The organism is Thermotoga caldifontis AZM44c09 (genome assembly GCF_000828655.1).
In the GTDB taxonomy this organism is placed as follows: Bacteria; Thermotogota; Thermotogae; order Thermotogales; family DSM-5069; genus Pseudothermotoga_A; species Pseudothermotoga_A caldifontis.
The window spans coordinates 1,959,430-1,978,647 of sequence record NZ_AP014509.1; the positions used below are offsets into that span (position 1 = coordinate 1,959,430).

At 51.5% G+C, this 19,218-nt stretch carries 19 protein-coding genes; 13 read left to right on the plus strand and 6 right to left on the minus strand.

Annotated features, from left to right (window positions below; genetic code table 11):
• Position 1 precedes the first annotated feature (1 nt).
• Both ruvA and TSP01S_RS09725 read left to right on the plus strand, forming a co-directional pair.
• Positions 2-568: a Holliday junction branch migration protein RuvA gene (gene ruvA, locus TSP01S_RS09720; protein WP_041078114.1), complete on the plus strand. Its 567-nt coding sequence runs from the start codon at positions 2-4 to the stop codon at positions 566-568.
• Complete coding sequence (locus TSP01S_RS09725) at positions 565-1,050, plus strand: hypothetical protein (protein WP_144380661.1); 486 nt, start codon at positions 565-567, stop codon at positions 1,048-1,050. The genes ruvA and TSP01S_RS09725 overlap by 4 nt, the downstream gene beginning before the upstream one ends.
• Here TSP01S_RS09725 and TSP01S_RS09730 read toward each other — a convergent pair.
• Both TSP01S_RS09730 and thrS read right to left on the minus strand, forming a co-directional pair.
• Positions 1,027-1,902, minus strand: a complete 876-nt coding sequence (locus TSP01S_RS09730) for an HD-GYP domain-containing protein (protein WP_041078116.1) — start codon at positions 1,900-1,902, stop codon at positions 1,027-1,029. The two genes, TSP01S_RS09725 and TSP01S_RS09730, sit on opposite strands and share 24 nt — an antisense overlap.
• A 3-nt stretch (positions 1,903-1,905) precedes the next feature.
• Positions 1,906-3,822: a threonine--tRNA ligase gene (gene thrS / locus TSP01S_RS09735; protein ID WP_041078117.1), complete on the minus strand. Its 1,917-nt coding sequence runs from the start codon at positions 3,820-3,822 to the stop codon at positions 1,906-1,908.
• Positions 3,823-3,903: 81 nt separating this feature from the next.
• Between thrS and nagA the strand changes: the two genes are divergently transcribed.
• From nagA to TSP01S_RS10120, 11 genes are read left to right on the plus strand one after another with little or no spacing between them, the layout of a single operon-like run.
• On the plus strand, positions 3,904-5,031 hold the full coding sequence (gene nagA, locus TSP01S_RS09740) for an N-acetylglucosamine-6-phosphate deacetylase (protein ID WP_041078118.1): 1,128 nt from the start codon (positions 3,904-3,906) through the stop codon (positions 5,029-5,031).
• Between the two features lie 16 nt (positions 5,032-5,047).
• Positions 5,048-8,599: a chromosome segregation protein SMC gene (gene smc, locus TSP01S_RS09745; protein WP_041078119.1), complete on the plus strand. Its 3,552-nt coding sequence runs from the start codon at positions 5,048-5,050 to the stop codon at positions 8,597-8,599.
• Positions 8,580-9,107 (plus strand): NUDIX domain-containing protein, encoded by a 528-nt coding sequence (locus tag TSP01S_RS09750; RefSeq protein ID WP_041078121.1) that lies wholly within the window; start codon positions 8,580-8,582, stop codon positions 9,105-9,107. The genes smc and TSP01S_RS09750 overlap by 20 nt, the downstream gene beginning before the upstream one ends.
• Positions 9,108-9,112: 5 nt before the next feature.
• Positions 9,113-9,694, plus strand: a complete 582-nt coding sequence (locus TSP01S_RS09755; protein ID WP_144380662.1) for a hypothetical protein — start codon at positions 9,113-9,115, stop codon at positions 9,692-9,694.
• Positions 9,691-10,095 carry a flagellar export chaperone FliS gene (gene fliS, locus TSP01S_RS09760; RefSeq protein WP_041078125.1) on the plus strand — a complete coding sequence of 135 codons (405 nt, stop codon included), beginning with the start codon at positions 9,691-9,693 and terminating at the stop codon, positions 10,093-10,095. The genes TSP01S_RS09755 and fliS overlap by 4 nt, the downstream gene beginning before the upstream one ends.
• A 12-nt stretch (positions 10,096-10,107) precedes the next feature.
• On the plus strand, positions 10,108-10,947 hold the full coding sequence (locus tag TSP01S_RS09765) for a GNAT family N-acetyltransferase (RefSeq protein ID WP_041078127.1): 840 nt from the start codon (positions 10,108-10,110) through the stop codon (positions 10,945-10,947).
• 10 nt (positions 10,948-10,957) lie between these two features.
• Complete coding sequence (locus TSP01S_RS09770; RefSeq protein WP_041078129.1) at positions 10,958-11,929, plus strand: 2-hydroxyacid dehydrogenase; 972 nt, start codon at positions 10,958-10,960, stop codon at positions 11,927-11,929.
• Positions 11,926-12,330, plus strand: a complete 405-nt coding sequence (locus TSP01S_RS09775) for a hypothetical protein (RefSeq protein WP_041078131.1) — start codon at positions 11,926-11,928, stop codon at positions 12,328-12,330. Before TSP01S_RS09770 ends, TSP01S_RS09775 begins: the two co-directional genes overlap by 4 nt.
• Complete coding sequence (locus TSP01S_RS09780; protein ID WP_041078133.1) at positions 12,317-13,972, plus strand: penicillin-binding transpeptidase domain-containing protein; 1,656 nt, start codon at positions 12,317-12,319, stop codon at positions 13,970-13,972. Before TSP01S_RS09775 ends, TSP01S_RS09780 begins: the two co-directional genes overlap by 14 nt.
• Positions 13,969-15,759, plus strand: coding sequence for a TIGR03960 family B12-binding radical SAM protein (locus TSP01S_RS09785; protein WP_041078135.1), 1,791 nt, complete (start codon positions 13,969-13,971; stop codon positions 15,757-15,759). The genes TSP01S_RS09780 and TSP01S_RS09785 overlap by 4 nt, the downstream gene beginning before the upstream one ends.
• Positions 15,746-16,357, plus strand: a complete 612-nt coding sequence (locus tag TSP01S_RS10120; protein WP_052463587.1) for a CPBP family intramembrane glutamic endopeptidase — start codon at positions 15,746-15,748, stop codon at positions 16,355-16,357. The genes TSP01S_RS09785 and TSP01S_RS10120 overlap by 14 nt, the downstream gene beginning before the upstream one ends.
• On the opposite strand, the gene TSP01S_RS09795 is transcribed toward TSP01S_RS10120, so the two are convergent.
• The 4 genes from TSP01S_RS09795 to TSP01S_RS09810 are packed head-to-tail and all read right to left on the minus strand — an operon-like array spanning position 16,286 to position 19,214.
• Positions 16,286-16,648: a hypothetical protein gene (locus tag TSP01S_RS09795; protein WP_041078136.1), complete on the minus strand. Its 363-nt coding sequence runs from the start codon at positions 16,646-16,648 to the stop codon at positions 16,286-16,288. The two genes, TSP01S_RS10120 and TSP01S_RS09795, sit on opposite strands and share 72 nt — an antisense overlap.
• Entirely contained in the window at positions 16,645-17,076 is a 432-nt protein-coding gene (locus TSP01S_RS09800; RefSeq protein WP_041078138.1) for a hypothetical protein, read from the minus strand. Before TSP01S_RS09800 ends, TSP01S_RS09795 begins: the two co-directional genes overlap by 4 nt.
• Entirely contained in the window at positions 17,054-18,226 is a 1,173-nt protein-coding gene (locus TSP01S_RS09805; protein WP_041078140.1) for an ABC transporter ATP-binding protein, read from the minus strand. The genes TSP01S_RS09800 and TSP01S_RS09805 overlap by 23 nt, the downstream gene beginning before the upstream one ends.
• The gene (locus TSP01S_RS09810) at positions 18,216-19,214 is read right to left on the minus strand and encodes an ABC transporter ATP-binding protein (RefSeq protein WP_082021700.1); all 999 of its coding nucleotides are present in this window, start codon (positions 19,212-19,214) and stop codon (positions 18,216-18,218) included. The genes TSP01S_RS09805 and TSP01S_RS09810 overlap by 11 nt, the downstream gene beginning before the upstream one ends.
• Positions 19,215-19,218 lie beyond the last annotated feature (4 nt).

Genomic DNA, 19,218 nt, shown 5'->3' on the forward strand with positions numbered 1-19,218 from the left:
CTTGCTGAGGGCCGTTCAGGGTCGGGTAGAGGCAATAAAAGGTAACTCCGTGTTGTTGAGCGTCTCAGGTTTCGTCCTTCAAATCCTCTGCGACCAGAAAACCTTAGAAGCTTTGAGAATCGGTGAGGACGTCAAACTACACACACATCTCGAATTCAACCAAGATGGGTTCACGCTCTACGGATTTTTCGAAGAAGAACAGCTCGAAATCTTCGAAAAAGTTACCAAAGTTTCGAAGATCGGTCACAGGACGGCTCTGAAGATCCTTTCTTCTCTCGAACCTGAGGAATTCGTCTACATGATCAAGAACAATGATGTGGAAAGGCTCTCGCAGGTGCCTGGTATCGGTCGAAAGACGGCAGAAAGGCTCGTATCGGAGCTGAAGGATGAAGAGTTCTCCATCGTGCCGAGCATGAACAGAGAATATCTGGATGCGATCGAAGCTTTGACGGTGCTCGGCTTTTCGAAATCAGACTCGCGAGATGCGGTGAGAAAGGTTTTCAAACCGCACATGAACGCGGAACAGATAGTGAAAGAAGCTCTAAGGTTACTCTCCAAGAAGGTGTGAGCGTGCTCGAGTCTGTGTCGAACCCGACGCTCGGTTACAGACTCGATCCTGGAGAGCTCGGTCTGTGGAACAGTGCTTCGGCTGGGCGAAGCATTCTGCGCGTGCTCACACAGGAGATCAGTAACTGGCTGTACTTCAAGAGGAAGGTCGAGCGGGAAGGCGGAGTGATAATACAGGGTGGCATCAGCCTCGATCTCAGAAAGAGAGGATCCTTCCTCGCAGCAGTAGCCGGCAGAACGACGGTGTGGGTGTACTATCCTGGAGAGAAAACGCAGGCCAACTTGGCTACGGAACAGCAGTACAAGCAACAGATACAGGAGAGGATCAGGGAACTCGAAAGCCAGCTGAATTTTGCCACACCGGAGGAAAGGGAAAAGCTGGAGCAACAGATTCAGCTTCTGAGGATGGCCATGAATCTGCCACTCCAGCTCGTTCAGATGCTCCTCGAACCTCTCGGATTACTCTTCAACGCGACCGCCTGAAAGTTTCTTTTCCATCACCCTCACGAAAACTTCAACCAACTCCGGATCGAACATCTTACCGCTCTGATTTTTCACCATCTCGAGGGCTTCAACCTCCGTCTTTGGTCCAGTACCCCACTCGGATGTGACGAAGTGCGTGAGCTCGTCGAAATAATCACAGATCGCTATGATCCTGGCGAAGAGTGGTATCTCTTCACCTCTCAACCCATCCGGATAACCTTTTCCGTCCCACCTTTCGTGGTGAGATCTCACGGCAGGCACGACATCCCACAAGTATTCGATGGAAGACAGATAAACCGCTCCCATCACAGTGTGGTCCTGCGGCATATTCTCGAAGATCCTGATCCTCGTGGGAGTGTACATCATCAACTGTTCTATGCCTATCTTTCCTACGTCGTGAAGCATCGCACACTCTTTCAACAGAGTTTTCTGCTTTTCATCCAGTCCGAGCTCTTCAGCCATCTCGAGACACAAACGTGCCACTCTCTGTGAATGACTGAACCCTTCCTTGTCCTCCGTCTCCATCAGGACAACCATCGCCTGCAGTATGCCGCTGATCACTCTCCGAGCGAGTCTGTAACTGGTCAGCGAGGCTTTAGAGTCTTCCCTGTCAACGTAAGATTTCACGAACGCCCAGATCGAATCGTAACTGCCAGGCTCGTTCACGAATCTGGCTACCAGCTTTCCAGCATCGTACAGTTCCACAGATTCCTTCTTTACGACCAGCTGCGGCGATAGGCCTTCTTTCAAAGAATCGGTGATGAACAGAGTGGAAGTTGGTTCTTCTGCCAAACACAACCTTTCAAAGCGTTCACTCAACGCATCTTTCTCCTTGAGAATTCTACACACCATCCTTCATCCCTCTAACAAATTCTTCAATGAACGAGTCTTTATTTCCTCAACAATAATACTCAAAACTTGATCGACATGCTTGGGCCCGAGATCTGTTCCTTTCCTCGTCCTCACGGAGACCTTGTTCTCGTTCATTTCCCTGTCACCAACGATGAACATGTAGGGTATCTTCATCGTCTGCGCTTCTCTCACCCTGTAAGACAGAGTTTCATGACGCGCGTCGAGCTTGATTCTAACACCGCTGTTTGAAAATTTCTCAACGATCTTTTCTGCATAATGTGTGTGACGATCAGAAATCGGTAGCACCACGACCTGCGTCGGAGCGAGCCAGGTGGGGAATGCACCGGCGAAATGCTCTATGAGTATTCCCAAAAACCTTTCCAAGCTTCCGTACTTGGCCGTGTGTATCATCACGGGCCGAACCTGTGAACCATCCGAATCGACGTAGTAGAGGTCGAACCTCTGCGGCATGAGAAAGTCCAGCTGTACCGTCGCACACTGCCAGGTCCTGCCTATGGAATCCTTCACGTGAAAGTCGATCTTGGGACCGTAGAAAGCCCCTTCGCCCTCTTTTATCGTGTAAGGTAACTTGATGGAGTCCAGCGCATTTTTCAGCGACTCCGTGGCCATGTTCCATGTTTCCACGTCACCCATGTGGTTCTCCGGCATGGTGCTCAGCTCGACGGAGTATTCAAAACCGAACTGTGCGTAAATTCTTTCGATGAGTCTTATGATGCCGACGATCTCTTTTTCTATCTGGTCTATCCTGCAGAAGATGTGCGCATCGTCCTGTGTGAAGCTCCTCACGCGCAACAAGCCGTGCAGCACTCCGCTCCTCTCGTACCTGTGGACCCTACCGAACTCGAAGTACCGGATCGGCAAATCCCTGTAGGACACAGGCCTGCTCTTGTATATGAGTATGTGGCCTGGACAGTTCATCGGTTTTATGGCGAAGTTCTGATCTTCTTTCGATGTGAAGTACATGTTTTCCTTGTAGTGATCCCAGTGGCCCGACATCCTCCAGAGTTTTTCACTCATCACCAGAGGTGTCATGACCTCCTGATACCCGCTTGCCAGATGCAGCTCCCTCGAAAAATCCATTAGCTCGCGCAGGATGATCGTTCCAGCGGGTGTGAAGATGGGCATACCGGGCGCGTTCTCGTGATCTATGAAGAATATACCGAGTGCGGGCCCAAGTTTTCTGTGGTCTCTCCGCTTGGCTTCCTCGATCATCTCGATGTATCTGTTCAACTCGTTCTCGTTCGCAAAGGCTGTTCCGTAAATCCTCTGGAGCATCGGGTTGCGCTCATCACCCCTCCAGTACGCCCCAGAGAGCGAGAGCAACTTGAAATGCTTCACCATTCCGGTGGAAGGAAGGTGTGGACCTCTGCACAGATCGACGAACTCTCCCTGCTTGTAGAACGTCACGGTCTCTTCCTGCATCTCGCTCAGCAACTCCACCTTGTATTTCTGACCTCTGCTCTTCATGAACTGGATGGCTTCATCCCTCTTCATCGTGAAACGCTCTATCGTAAGGTCTTCTTCGATGATCTTTCTCATCTCCTCTTCGATCCTTGGAAGGTCTTCTTCCACGATCCTGCCATCGACGATCTCGAAATCGTAGTAGAAACCGTTCTCGATGACCGGGCCTATGCCGAGCAGGACTCTGTTTTCACCGAAGATCCTCATCACCGCCTGGGCCATTATGTGTGACATGGTGTGGCGGTACACCTGGGGAGCCACAGGGTGATCGAGCGTGACGAACTCTATCTGTCCAGAAACGACTTCGTCCCGAACGTCGATCAGCTTCCCATCGAGCAGTGCCGCTATAACTCCGCTGTATTTCATTCTCTCCGCGAGGGCCTTCACAGAGATCGGAGCCTCAAGCTTCACCTCTCCTGTGTTTTTCACGATCAGCATCCCAACACCTCCTCTTTTAGATCAATAGTACCACATAGGTGTATCATAATTGTTGAAGTGAAGAGTGGGGAGCTGGTGCGATTGAGAATAAAAGTGAAACGGTTGTTCACCCCAATCAGAGAGCTTCAGGATGTTTCTATCACTGTGGAAAACAGCAAAATCGTCGCGATAGAAAAAACTAAGCTTCACGCTGATCGATACTATCCGATAGTTGTACCCGCGTTCGTGGACAGTCACACACACGGTGCTGCGGGCATAGACGTGATGAACGCGAGCTTCGAAGAATTTTTGAAGCTCTCCTCCTTTTACGCCCAGCACGGTGTGGGACGTTTTTTTCCAACGACCGTGTCTGACACCTTCGAAAACATTGCACGCGTGGCAGAAAAGGTCAAGAAGGCGATGCAGATCAAAACTCCAGCTGCAAAGATCGCAGGCCTGTACATCGAAGGACCGTACCTCAGTCCCGGCAAACGCGGTGCTCACAGACGAGAACTTTTGAAAGAACCGGACCCCGACGAACTGGAAAAATTCCTCTCTCGGTACGGCGACATCGTGAAGGTGTTCGCCATAGCGCCGGAACTGAAGGGTGCGGAGCGAGTCATCAAGCTCTTGCGGAGGCGTGGAATAATCGTGAGCATCGCGCACACGAACGCCACCTTCAACGAAACACTCGACGCCATAAAAGCCGGGGCAACCAGGGCGACGCACGTGTTCAACGCGATGAGGGAGTTCAACCACAGAGAGCCCGGTGTGGTTGGGGCCGTTCTGACGAACAAACGAGTCTATTGTGAGATCATATGTGATCTGGTTCATCTCCATCCAGCGACGGTTCAGATCGTTACGAAAACGAAGGGACCTTTCAAAACTCTCCTGATCACCGATTCGATGTCCGCCACGGGACTCGACGATGGGGTGTACGAGCTCGGTCAGATGAAGGTCGAGGTCAAACATGGTGTAGCGAAGCTTTATGGTCAGGAGACACTCGCCGGTAGCACGCTCACCATGGATCGGGCCGTCAAAAATCTCGTCTTCGAACTCGGTGTGCCCCTGAGATCTGCGTTCATCATGTCGAGCTTTACACCTTCCAGGGCGAGTGGTATCGAACCGAACCTGCTCGAAGAAGGTACGATGGCGGACTTCGTCGCACTGGACGAAGAACTGAACCTGCTGGCAGTTTACATCGATGGTCAGCTGGTTCACGGAGTTTGATCGAGGGGGCAGGGCGATGAAACTCAAAAGCATGTTCCTGCACGGGTTCAAATCTTTCGCCAGACCGACACGACTGAACTTTTCAGAAGGCGTCACCGCGATAGTCGGTCCCAACGGAGGGGGAAAGTCGAACATCGTCGATGCGATCCGCTGGGTCTTCGGTGAACAGTCGATGAAACAGCTCCGCGCGGAGGAAAAGTTCGACATCATCTTCGCAGGTTCCAGCACCACCCCTGCCAGCTCGTCCGCCTACGTTGAGCTGACCTTCGAACACGATGGTGACACTTTCACCGTCGCACGTTCACTCTCCTCTGATGGGAAGAACGTTTACATGCTCAACGGTGAACCGGTACGTTTGAAAGACATCCACGAAAGGTTCGCTGGCACGGGGGTGGGCAAGGAGCTCTATTCCATAGTCGGTCAGGGACAGATAGAGAGAATCACCAACGCGACGCCCGAGGAGATGAGGGCCCTTCTCGAGGAAGCGGCTGGAACTTCCTTCTACAGGGAGAAGAAGAGAGAGGCCCTGCAGAGACTCGAAAACGTCTCCAGCAACCTGACGCGCATACAGGATCTTCTGGTAGAGCTTGACAGACAAAGAAAATCGCTCTATCTGAAAGCGAAAAGGGCGGAACGGTACAAAGAATACTCGGAAAGGCTCGAAGAAGTGAGAAAGTTCTTCTTCGGAAACGTTCTGAAGAGGGATTTAAGAAGGTTGGAAAACCTTGAGGCGCAGTTCGCCGAGAACCAGGAAAAGATCAACCAGGTGCAGAAAAGGCTCATAGAACTCGAATCTCAATGGTCATCGATCAAAGAAGAATTCGCAGAGGTTGATAAAGGTATAGAAGCTTTCACCAACCTGCTCGAGGACTACAAGAAACGTCAAGCTGCCCTCAGCGAGATGAGGGAGATTTACAGCAAAAAGCTGAACGAAATGGAAAACCGGTACGTTGAACTCACAACGAAGGTCTATCTGATAGACGAGCAGGTGTCACAGTTGAAGAAGAGAAAAGATGAACTCAGTCTCATCTTCAAAGCCCTGCTCGAAGAGGTGAATCAGAAAGAAGAACAGCTCAGAGAGGTGGAGGCGATCAGGCAGGAAATACTGTCCAGATACTCGGAAAAGGAAAAGAACGCGTTGCTCTTGAGAGAACAGCTCGCCGGTGTCGAAAAGAAAAAGATCGCTCTGGAGAACGAGCTGACCAAACTCGACGAGACCATGGAAGATCTCAGAAAGAGGCTCTCCATGTTGCAGACACAGCTTGCGGCGAAGATAGAACGTTTGAACGCACTTCAGTACGAACTTTCCACCCTGTTTGAAAAATCAAGCAAGGCGAGCGATCGCAAGAACAAACTTTCCGAGGAGCTCAAACAGATCGAGTTACGAACCAGCGAATTGAAGACCAGACGGGAACAGCTGGTTGCGGACCTTGAAGAAATTCGCAGGAACCTGAGATACCTGGACGAAGAAGAGAGAAGACTGCGCAATTTGATCGCCAGTTACGAGGGCTATTCCCGAGCGGTGAGAGCCATCTTTGCGAAGAAAGCCGAGGGGGAATTTCCCAACGTTCATGATGTGGTCGGAAACCTGCTCAGCTTCCAGCTCGAACACGCGAAGGCGATAGAAGCACTGCTGGGTGGGGCTGTACAACACGTTGTGGTCGAAACTGCGGAAGACGCTCAGAGAATCATAGAGTGGCTCAAGAACGAAAAGATCGGTCGCGTGACGTTCCTTCCTCTGGATCTGATAGAACCGCAATTCACGAGAATGAGAGAGGCGGAAAACCATCCCGGTTTCGTGGGTTACGCCGCACAGCTGGTGAAAGTCTCTCCACAGTTTTCGTCCCTGCCGAGTTACCTGTTCGGAAGCGACATAATCGTGAAAAAACTGGAAGACGCGATAGATATGAAACGAAAGTACAGGCTGAGATGCAGGGTCGCCACGCTCGACGGAGAACTCGTTGGACCACACGGTTCCATAACGGGCGGCGAATCTTCACTCGACAGGTCCGATTCTCTCATCGTGAGGAAGGCCAGGCTCGGCGAGATAGCAGCGCAGAGGATGCAGTTAGCGTCGAGCGAAAAACGGATAGACTCGGAGTTGAAAGAAGTGGAAAGGGAACTGGAAGAGCTCAAAAAGCATCATGAACTCGTCGAGAGGGAGCTCGTGGAAGTCATGACACAGGACAGTCTGACGAAGAGGATGATAGAGGAACTGTCCAGGAGTTTCGAAGATGTGAAGAAGGAACTCGATTCGCTCCAGCAGCTGGAAAGGGAATACAAGAGCCGTTCTGAGGGATTGAAACTCAGAAAACAGGAAGTTCTGAACCAGCTGGACGAACTGCGTCTTCAAGAAGAAAAACTACATGAAAGCATCGAAGGCTTCGACAAAGAACTGCAGCTCGAGAAGCAGTCGCTCGATGAGATCTCCACAAGGTATTTCGATCTGAAAGCGGAACTCACAGGAGCCTTGGAGAAGAAGCTGCACTACGAATCTGAACTGGAGAGGATAAAGAACCAGACGGAGAAACTGGCTGAAGAAAAGCTGAACCTGCAGAGGCAGAGCGTTGAACTCGAGACACAGATAGAAAAGATCAAAGTTGAGCTTCTGGAGAACGCAAAGGAACTCGAATCGATACGCAAAGAGACCGAAGAGCTCTTTGAGACCATGAGGATGCAGAGGATGGACAAGGATCAAAAACTCGCCCAGCTGAACGATATAGAAATGAGGATGAACGAACTCAAGGAAGAAAGGGAAAGGCTCAGAGAAAACGCTCACCATTTAGAATTGCTCGTTCAGGAAGTTAAAAACCGTATAGAGCAACATCTGAAGGAGATCGACATGGAATCTGCGCAGAAAGTGGAAGAATTGAGCGAAGAGGTTCTCGAATCGCTGAAAAACGAGATGGAGGATCTCCAGAACAAGATAAAGTACCTCGGTCCGGTCGATCTGACCGCCATCGAGGAGTACAACGAGATCGAAAGAAGGTACGAAGAACTGCTGGTGGAGAAAAAAGACCTTGAGGATTCCAAGAGAAAGATCGAGGAGCTCATAGAAAAAACCGATGAAGAGGCACGGAAGAGGTTCCTGGACGTGTACGAGCAGGTCAACGCGGCCTTCTCTCGCTACATCTCGCAGCTCTTCCCGGGAGCCGAGGGAGAAATCAAGCTGGAACCGGGCAAGGACCTGCTCGAGGCGGGCCTCGAGATATCCCTCAAGAAACCTGGAAAGAGGGTTCAGAAATTGCAGCTGCTTTCTGGCGGAGAAAAGTCCCTCGTTGGCATAGCGTTGCTCTTCTCACTCATGGAGGTCAATCCGAGTCCCTTCTACGTACTCGACGAGATCGACGCCGCGCTCGACGAGTTCAACGCCGAGAGATTCAAACGCATGCTCACGATAAACAAAGAACGCGCACAGTTCATCGTGATCACGCACAACAAGGTCGTCATGGAGGCCGCGAGCACGCTCCACGGTATAACTATGGTGGATGGGGTATCGAACGTGGTCCCGGTGGAGCTGGAAACGCTGGCCGTTCGGGAGGAGACGTATGGAAGAGAAAACACTTGAAAGCAAAACCGTTTTTGCTGGTAGAATCATCACGGTCAAGGTCGATCGTGTGTCGCTGACCAACGGGCGGACTTCCTTAAGGGAAGTCGTGCTGCATCCCGGTGCCGTGGCGGTACTTCCGCTCTTCGATAACGGTGACGTGGTCTTGGTGAAACAGTTCAGATATCCTGTGGGAGAAGTCCTGATCGAGGTACCCGCAGGCAAACTGGATCTGGGTGAGAAACCGGAACAGTGCGCTCTCAGGGAACTTCGCGAGGAGACCGGTATAAATGCGGGCAAACTTGAGTACGTCGGTTTCTTATATACCAGTCCAGGTTTCTCCAACGAGAGGATACACCTTTACATCGCCGAGGAGCTCAGCCAGCACGAACAGGATCTCGACGTCGATGAAATCGTCGAAACGATCAGATTACCTCTCAAAGATGCGCTCAGGATGTGTATCGATGGTGAGATAACGGATGCGAAGACGGTGGCCCTGCTGTCACTGGCATTCTTGAAAAGGGGTTGAAGAGCGTGGTTAAGGTTTTTCTCAACGGTCAGGAACTGACGTTTTCGAAAGACGAATTCGGCAATCTCGGAGAGCTTTACGAACGCGTCGCCCCGAAAGGCATGGTACTGAAAACGATCAGCATAGACAGCGAGAGAGTCGAACCCCACAAGCTTTCGGAGAGGCTTTCAGAACCACTCCACGAAGACGAAACGATCACGATGGAGTTCGCCACCCCGCAGGACTATCTTGAAGAAATGTTGCCCAGCATCCTGCACTACATAGACACGGTGATCAACTTGCTGCCGAACGTGGCCGCAAAGGTGAGGGAGCTGGAACCCAGCGCGTTCAAGGACATAGAGGATCTATCGAACGCCATCTCGGCACTCGATGATTTGAGGCAGAGTGTGCTGGCAATCGTACCGATGGAGATGGATGACAATTCTGAAGTGGTCGCCAAACTGAAGAACTTTTTGAAAGCGCTCGAGCGGCAGGATATGTCCTCCATAGCCAGCTGCTTGGAACAGGAAATACCGCAGGTCATGAAATTCTACTCGAACCTCTTCCAGAGGGCTCTCTTGAAACTGAGGGAGGCGAAGCTTTCATGATGAAGGACCACTATCTCGAAAATGCGGTACTGACAGCCAGCCCTGCCAAGCTGATCGAGATGCTGTATGAAAGATCTGTGGAGCTTCTGAAGGAAGCGAGGGAGTTCATAGAAAAAGAGTACTTCATAGAGGCCAACGAACGGATCAAGAAAGTGCAGGACATACTGATAGAGCTGAACGCTTCCTTAGACATGGAAAAAGGTGGGCAGATCGCGCAGTCTTTGAGGTCGCTGTACCTTTACATGTACAGAACGCTGGTGGAAGCGAACATCAAGAAGGACTTGAAGAAACTCGACGAGATCTTAGGTTATTTTGAGGAACTCCTCGAAGCTTGGCGGACCGCGATGAAGTCTACCAACGTCGATAAAAAGTCCCAGGGTGGGTTCAACATCTCGGTGTGACGGGGTGAACCCATGTACGAAACGGTTAGGGTTTCTGAGTTTCCGACACTCAGATTCTTGCAGCTGGTGAACCAGATTTTTGAAGATTACCCGATACCTATCAAGTGGGATCTGTTTTCCTTCAATCTGGATGTGCGTGAGAACTCCGTTTCACTCACGGATTCCTACGTCTTTTTCAAAAACGGCAAGCCCGTGGGATTCGTTCTGTGCTGCATCAGAAAGAACAGGGGAAGGATCGATTCGATGGGAGTCGTCAAGGAAGAGAGAAACAAAGGGCTGGGAGGGGAAATCCTGTCTTTCTGTCTTGAAGCAATGAAGAAGAGAAACGTCACAGACGTGGTGCTCGAAGTTCTCGCGAACCAGGAGAAGGTTGTACGTTTCTATTCCCGCTTCGGATTCAGAGTCTCAAGAAGGCTCGTCTCCATGATCAGACACCTGCCAGTCCCGTCGGTCTCTGCCAGGTTTCTCAAAGCGGAGAGAGAATCCATTCACAAAAGTGCGCTCGAAGCTCTGGTGAAATTTTCCAGACGCCCCAACTGGCAAAGAGAGCCTCTCACCCTCTTACTGTCCGCCGACAGGTACAGGATGGCCAGAGCCGCACATCCTCTCTCTGGTTATGTCGTCTGGGGAAGGAGCGAAGAAAACGCGTTCATCGTGGACTGTGCCCCAACCAGCACAGAAACTTCTTACACAGAGCTTTTGGAGCAAGCCGTCAACTACGTCTGCTCGATCGAGAACAGAAAAGTTTGCTTCATGGGGAACGTTCCTGAAGACGATCCGCTCTACGAAGCGGCGGATCAGACGGGTTTTAAACCGCTCTTCGAACAGTACGAAATGATTCTCAAGCTCTGAGGTGATGTTGATGCTGGTACTCTTTCTCAACAGACTCGACGATCGATGGCTGAAAAGGATCGAAGAGATGAAGAACAAGTATCCCGGTATCACTTTCAAAACGCGCCACGAAGGCTCTCTGGATTCTCTCCTCAGCATGGCCGACGTGGTGGTTACCGCGAGGCTCTCCGCAGAGGAGATTCAGAAGGCGCAGAAGCTGCGATTGATCATCGTTCCGATGGCCGGCGTCAACGCCTTGGACTGGCAGGCAATCAGAGAAAGAGGAATACAGGTGTGCAACTGCCATTCGAACGCTTCCGCCGTTGCCGAAAGGGCGCTCGCACTCGCACTCTCTTTACTCGGCCGCGTGGTCGAATACGATCACGATCTGAGGTACGGCGTATGGCACGGCTATTCGGTGCACGGGGGAGAGAAAGACTACTGGGTCAGCTTGCAGAAAAAGAAGGTTTGCATCGTTGGCTTTGGGCACATCGGTCAACACCTCGCACGACTTCTACAACCGTTCTCCTGCGAGATCGTGGCGGTCAAAAGGACTGCCCCCATGGTGAAGGATCGGATCACCTCCGATTTGGATTGGGCGATCGAAACGAGCGATGTGATTTTCATAACCGTACCGCTCACCAAAGAGACCAGGAACCTTTTCAACAGAGAAAGATTGTTCAGAATGAAGAACAAGTTTCTCATCAACGTGTCGAGGGGCGAGGTGGTCGACGAACAGGCGTTGTTTGAAGCCCTGAGGGACGGCGTGCTCGCGGGTGCCGCGATCGACACCTGGTACACGTATCCCTCTACCGACAGGGAATGTGTCCTTCCGAGCAGGTTCCCATTCAACACGCTCCGCAACGTGGTCATGTCGCCGCACGTCGGTGCTCACTGTGAAGAGGCTTTGAACAGCTTGATGAACGAAACGTTCGAAATCCTTGAGAAATACATTGTCACCGGTGAGCTGATGAACCGGGTGGATCCAGAGTGTCAGTATTGAAAAGTCGCCTTTCAAGGAATTTGACCCTGTTTGGCATCGGAACGGCGTGCATCGTTCTGGATGGCGGGTTCTTCGATCTTTTTCCTTCTTTGATCCTCTACATGCTGCTGGAATATCTCTGGTTCGAATCCGTGTTCGATCCTCTGCGTGTCATGATCGTCCTCATGTTCCACTCGATAGCTTGTTTTGCCGATCTACACATCGGTTACATTGTCCTGTTCATTCTCTACGTTCTATCTCTGGTCTGGCGGGAATATTTTCTGAAAGCTTTCGTTCCATTCCTGATCTATTCAGCTGCACTCTGTGTGAGCTTCGTTTTCATGAAGAGCCACTGGATCGGTGCGGTAATCTTCTCGTTGCTGGGCTTAACGCTGTGGAGGGTCAGAATTGAAAAGGTCTAAGATCGCCGTGTACGTGCTGCTCATCGCGCCGTTTCTCCTCTTGCTCGGCCGGGCGTTCGTGCTTCAGGTCCTTGAAGAGAGAGCGCACAGAGAATACGTCGAATCGCTCAGAATCCATTTGAGGAGTCTGGATGCCCCGCGCGGTCGCATACTGAGCAGAGATGGTGTGGTGCTCGCGTGGGATGAAGAAGAACTCGTGGCACACGCCACGCTCGCGACGGATTTCGATGAAGTTGAGAAGATATTGGGACAGGAAAGAAAGCTCCAGCTCATACTCGAAGGCAGACTGACCGTCACGCAAGTTGAGGCGGCGAGTCTTCAGAAGGCGGGAGTCTACATAGAAAAACGTTATGTGCGTAAATACAGAGGAACAGCGCCGCACGTTGTTGGCTACGTCGATGCTTCCCGAAACGGTGTGGCTGGGGTGGAGAAACAGTACGATTCCCTTCTGAAAGGCAAACTCGGATACGAACTGGTGAGCATTTCTCCTTCGGGAAAAACCCTGGGCAGGTTGCTCACCTCTCCTCCGCTCCCTGGAAAAGACGTGGTTCTCACGATAGATTCAAGACTTCAAGAGTATGCAGAAGAACTCCTGAAAGAGTCAAATCACAGGGGAACGATCATAGTTCAATCCATCAACGGAGAGATCCTCGCGATGGCATCGAATCCCGGTTTCAATCCGAACGATCTGGTTGGCGGTATCGAGCCAAGACGATGGGAAAAACTTGTAAACGATCCCAACGCACCGCTTCTGAACCGTGCAACGAGTTCGCTTTATGCTGTCGGTTCGGTGATAAAACCACTCTACGCGATCGCGTACTTGGAGGAGTTCGGTTCGGAACAATTCGTGGTGAACTGTCCGGGTTACTACGAATACAGGACGTCCGACGGTAGAGTCGCAGGGGTGTACAAAGACTGGTACAGTCCTGGACACGGTGTGACAGACCTGCGAAAAGCACTGCGCGTTTCGTGCAACGTTTTCTTTTACCAGCTCGCTTTGAAACTCGGCATCGAAAAGATGAAACTGTGGGCGGATAAGTTCAGGATCGCCTCCAGAACGGGCATCGATCTGCCGGGTGAAGTGGAAGGATTGTTTCCAGATCCATCCTGGAAACAGAGAAGGTTTGGAGAGATTTGGTATCCCGGTGATACGATCCTCTGCGGTATAGGCCAGGGTTTCATACTCATGAGTCCCATACAGGTTCTCAATTTCTTCAACACTGTAGCGAACAGAGGAACGTGTTACACACCGCACGTACTGCTCGAGATTTTCGATCCGAACACCAGGTCGAAAGAGACAGTCCAACCTGTGGTCTCTTTCACAGTTGATCTGGAACCCTCGGTTTGGTCTTTTCTTTCGAACGCGCTCGTCGAGGTGGTTTCTTACAGGGACGGTCCGGCCGACGAAGGCACGGCCTATCAGGCATTCAGGGGTGCGACGTTTCAAGCGGCTGGAAAGACTGGAACGGCCGAAGTGGGTAAGCCTGGAGAAAAATCACATTCGTGGTTTGCCGGTTTCAGCCCCGTCGAGAAGCCGCAGGTGGTGGTCACGGTGTTGCTCGAGAATGCGGGTGCCGGTGGTGAAGCGGCCGCGCCCGTAGCGAGGAAAATTCTGGAATACTACTGGGAGTTGAGAAAATGATCCTGAGACGGCTCCACGAAATTCTCGAGAGTGTCGAAAAGCCCGCAAGGTACATAGGCGGTGAATACAACCAGATCGTCAAAGATCCATCCCGTGTGAAGTTGAGGGTTGGACTGCTGTTTCCGGACGTCTACGAAGTTGGCATGTCGAACCTCGGACTGATGATCATCAACGATGTGCTCAACAGTATGGAAGAAGTGTGGGCCGAGAGGATCTTCATGCCCTGGATCGACATGATGAACGAGATGAGGAGGAAAAATCTTCCTTTGTTCACCCTCGAATCGAAGACAGCGGTCAGAGATCTGGACGTTCTTGGAATTTCGCTCCAACACGAATTGCTGTACACCAACGTACTCCACGCACTCGAGCTCGCAGGGATACCCATCCTCGCGAGAGAAAGAACGCAGGTCGATCCCATCGTGATCGCCGGTGGTCCGTGCACGGTGAATCCAGAACCGATCGCACCCGTGTTCGATGCCATGGTGATCGGGGATGGAGAGAGTGTGGTGAGAGAAATCGTACAGGTTCTGATCGAGACGAAGGGCATGGAGAGAAGCGAGAGGTTGAAGGTTCTCTCAAAGATCGAAGGTGTCTACGTTCCTTCTCTCTACAGCGACGACGTTCCACCGAAACCAGTCGAACCTGGCGTTCCCGAGAGAGTGAAAAGAAGGATCGAACCAATGCTCAAACGAAAGCTGATCAGACGCATCGTACCACACATGCAGCTCGTCCACGATAGAATCTCCATCGAAATCATGCGCGGTTGCACGAGGGGATGCAGGTTCTGCCAGGCAGGATTCATCTACAGGCCTGTCAGGGAAAAGTTCTCGAGCGAGGTCCTCGAGGAGGCGTTGCAAACCCTGGCATGTACAGGTTACGAAGAGATTGGATTACTTTCACTTTCCAGTGCGGACCACACGGCGATAATCAAGATCGTCGAAGATCTCAAACAGATCTCAGATTCAAGGTTCATATCCGTTTCCATACCTTCGACCCGTCTGGATGCCTTCGGTGTCACGCTGGCAAACAACATCGGTGGGGCGAGAAGAACGGGTTTGACGTTCGCTCCCGAAGCGGGAACGCAGAGATTGAGGAACGTCATAAACAAGAACGTTTCGGACGAAGATTTCGTCCGGGCGCTGGAGCTCGCAAGAAAAAACGGCTGGCACAGGGTGAAACTGTATTTCATGGTGGGACTCCCGACGGAAACAGACGAGGATCTCAGAGGCATAGTTTCCATGGCGAAGATCGCGAAGAAAATTGGATTCGACCTCGTCACTCTGTCCGTAGCGATGTTCGTTCCCAAACCCCACACACCTTTCCAGTTCGCCGAACAGAAGGATCTGGAGTACTTCGAACATGCGAAGAGTGTCCTTTCAGAAGCCAAGAGATTCGCGAAGCTCGACTTCCACGATCCGAAGATGAGTATGGTTGAGGGTTTGCTGTCGAGGGGAGATCGAAAGGTGTTCTCCGTAGTCATGAAAGCTTACGAGCTGGGCGCGTGTTACGACAGCTGGCAGAATTTGTTCGATTATTCGAAGTGGACGAAAGCCCTGGAAACGGTAGGTTTAAAGCTGGAACAGTTGCTGAAAAGCAGATCGGTCGATGAACCCTTACCCTGGGATCACATCGACATCGGTGTGGACAAATCTTTCCTGGTGGAGGAATTGAAAAAGGCTCTGAAGGCAGAGACCACACCGGATTGCAGGGAAATCTGTCAGCTCTGCGGCGTGTGCAGTTCCAGGGTGAGAAACGTTCTGGAGAGGAATGTCCTTGAAGCTCGCTGAGGTTTTCTTCATTCTGGCAGGTCTGGCCGTGATTCAAAATCTGTTCAGGTTCGTGGGGTTCAGGTCGAGACTCGTCTACCTTTCCATCGCACAGATCTCTTACTCTGCCCTGATCTACATTCGACAGCCCATGTTCGGTTTTTCACCCCATCTGAAAGGTTTTATCCCTTTCGCGTTGCTGTTCGCTTTCACGATGATTCTGGGAAAATTTCTTGGGGCAAAGGCTGCGAACGTGAACATCGAACCTTCGACCACGAACATGCTCACGCTGGGTCTGCTGTTACCCGTGTCCGAGGAACTCTTGTTCAGGGGAGCCATACTCACACTGTATCCGAACGCGTTCGTCAACGGTCTGATCTTTTCAGCGATACACCTGTTCAACGTTGTCTCCGGCTTCGAACCGTTTTCTTATTACAACATGATCTACAGGCTTGCGGCCGGATTCATCTTCGCAGATTCCACGTTGAAAACTGGCAGCCTTTTCTCCGCGACGGTTTGCCACATCCTCAACAACTGTCTTGGAATCTTACTGCCTTGGTTTGAACATGAATCCGAGAAACGCCGCCATGATGCTGGACGTGAAAAAGACGAGCAGTGAAACGGACACCGCCTTCATCGTCAGCGTCTGAACGATGAACTGAATGGTCTCCTTCATGTAGTAACCTATCAAAACGTAGCTCAAAACTCCCGCGATGATGAAAGAGACCGTGAGTACGAGCAGCGTTTTAGAAAAATGTTCAAGTTCTCTTCCCGCCCACCAGGATAAGACGAGCGAGAGCAACCACACCACACTCACCGGCAACGGGGAAAATTGGTCCAGAAGCAGTTCGAAAACAAAGGCGTGGTAAGAAAGGATCGTGACCGCGACAAAGAAGGCGATCTTTCTCATTCGATCTCCACCTCTAAGGGGAGATACAGGTTTATCTTCAACCAGAGCCATTCGATCGACACGTTACTGTAACCCTGAGCGTGCCAGCTTCCTTGTTCGTAGCCTGCCCACGCGTCTGTGACGAATTCGGCTTCCTTTTGGCCAAACATGGAATTGGAAACGAGTTTCAGAACGTTTCCCCTTCTGTTGTCCTGGAAATAGACCTGATAATCCACAGGATGGATCTTCAAACCACTGAAACCTTCGATCACAACTCTTCCGCGGATGGTTCCATCTTCGAAGCGAACCTTGCAGACGGCCTTCGCTTTCGAGAGTTTATCCGCGTAATTTCTATAAACGAAAACCCCGGTGGTGTAGTTGAGCACCACCAGGGCCAGCGCGATCCAGAAAACGAACTTCCAGAACTCAGCTCGCTTCGCCCGAGACAACATAGCACGCAACGAAATGTTTCGGCGCAACTTCCTTCAAAGGAGGATGATCGTTCTTCTCGCAAAAGTCAACGGCATAAGGGCATCTCTCGAAGAATCTGCAACGTGGAGGAGGATTTATGGGCCTTGGGACGCTACCTTTTATGTTCGGCTCTCCTCGCTTCACTTCGGGATCGGGGATCGGAACGGCCGCGAGCAACGCCTGCGTGTAAGGATGCAGCGGATTTTTGAGAACCTCCTCCGTTGGACCCTTCTCGACAATCTTGCCAAGATACATGACAGCTATGTCGTTGCTCATGTACCTGGCAACCGCGAGATCGTGCGTGATGTAAAGGTAACTCATCTCGTGTTCTTCCGCAAGCCTCATCATCAGTTTCATCACACCGGTCCTTATCGAAACGTCGAGCATGGAGGTTGGCTCGTCCGCGACCACGAAAGAAGGATTCAGTATGAGCGCCCTGGCTATCGCCACGCGCTGCCTTTGACCGCCGGAAAGCTCGTGCGGGAAACGGAACATGAAAGTTTCCGGTGGGGTGAGCCCAACATCCGCTAATATTTTCGCGACCATTTCCTCCCTCTCTTTGAGATTGCCAATTCCGTGTATGTTCAGTGGCTCCGCGACGATATCGAAAATCGTCATCCTCGGGTTCAAAGATTCGTACGGATCCTGAAAGATCATCTGGATCCTCCGCCTCAACTGCCAGATGCGCTCTCGCCTGTTTTTGAGCAAATCATCCACGAATTTGGCTTCGTTTCTGCCAAGATCGAGAAACCTCTGCGCGTAGATGGCATCTATGCCCTTCAAAGACTTCAGCTGTTCGTCACTCATGCTCGCAAACCTCTTCACGTAAGTCTGCTGCACGTATCTTCGCGCTGCCGATTCGTCTTCGTACAGCAACGGTGTCACGTCTTCCTGCTCGACTACGATCCTGCCAGAGGTCGGTTCTTCCAGTCCGACCAGCACTCTCCCGGTGGTGGTCTTCCCGCAACCGGATTCACCCACCAGAGCGAGCGATTCCTTCCTTCTTATCTCGAAGCTTATGTCATCAACTGCGTAGACGAAATTTTTCACCTTTCCGAAGATCTTCCGCTCCGCAGGAAAGAGTTTTCTAAGGTTCTCTATCTTCAGCACCACATCGTTAGTCTGCATAGAAACGCACCACCTCGTTAGGCTGGACAGGATGATGACAGGCCAAAAAGTGGCCTTTCTCCACTTCACGGTACTCCGGTTCGATCTCCATACACGTTTGATCCGCCTTGGGACATCTCGGTGCGAAGCGACAGCCCTTCGGTGGGTTTAAAAGGTTCGGTGGCTCACCGGGTATCGTCACGAGCTCGGTCTTTTCACCGACTGTGCTCGGGAACGCGTGCATCAAACCGTACGTGTACGGGTGCATGGGCCGTTTGAAGATCGTCACAGCATCGGCCAATTCTACGAACTTTCCAGCGTACATGACAGCGATTTTATCGCTCACCTCGGCGATCACAGCGATGTCGTGCGATATGTAGATCATCGCCATGTTCAGTTTCTTCTGGATCTTTCTTATCTCCTTCAAGATCCTGTCCTGAACGATCACGTCGAGTGCCGTGGTCGGTTCGTCCGCTATGATCACCTTTGGATCACAGGCGAGTGCCATGGCGATGACGGCCCTCTGTTTCATCCCACCGCTGTACTGGTGTGGATACTGCTCCATGCGGGACGGATCGAGCCCAACCAGGGTGAAGAGCTCCGCAACCTTTTGCTTGGCCCTGTCTATGGGCATGTCCGGGAAGTGGTTCTGGATGGCCTCAACGATCTGATCGCCAACCTTGTAGACGGGGTTCAGAGAGTTCATGGCCGCCTGGAATATCATGGAGATTCCGCGCCATCTGTATTTCCTCATTTCCGATTCCGGCAACTTCACCAGATCCACAGGCCCATTTCCCATATCGAAGAGCACGCTGCCGGATACGAACTCGGCGTTTTCTGGCAACAATCTGAGGATCGTCATCGATATCGACGTTTTTCCACAACCAGACTCACCCACTATACCCAGGCTTTCCCCTTGATCCAGATCGAAGTTTATACCGTCCACAGCCTTCACATATCCCATCTTCGTCCTGTAATACATCCGCAGGTCTCGCACGGACAGGAGCACCGAG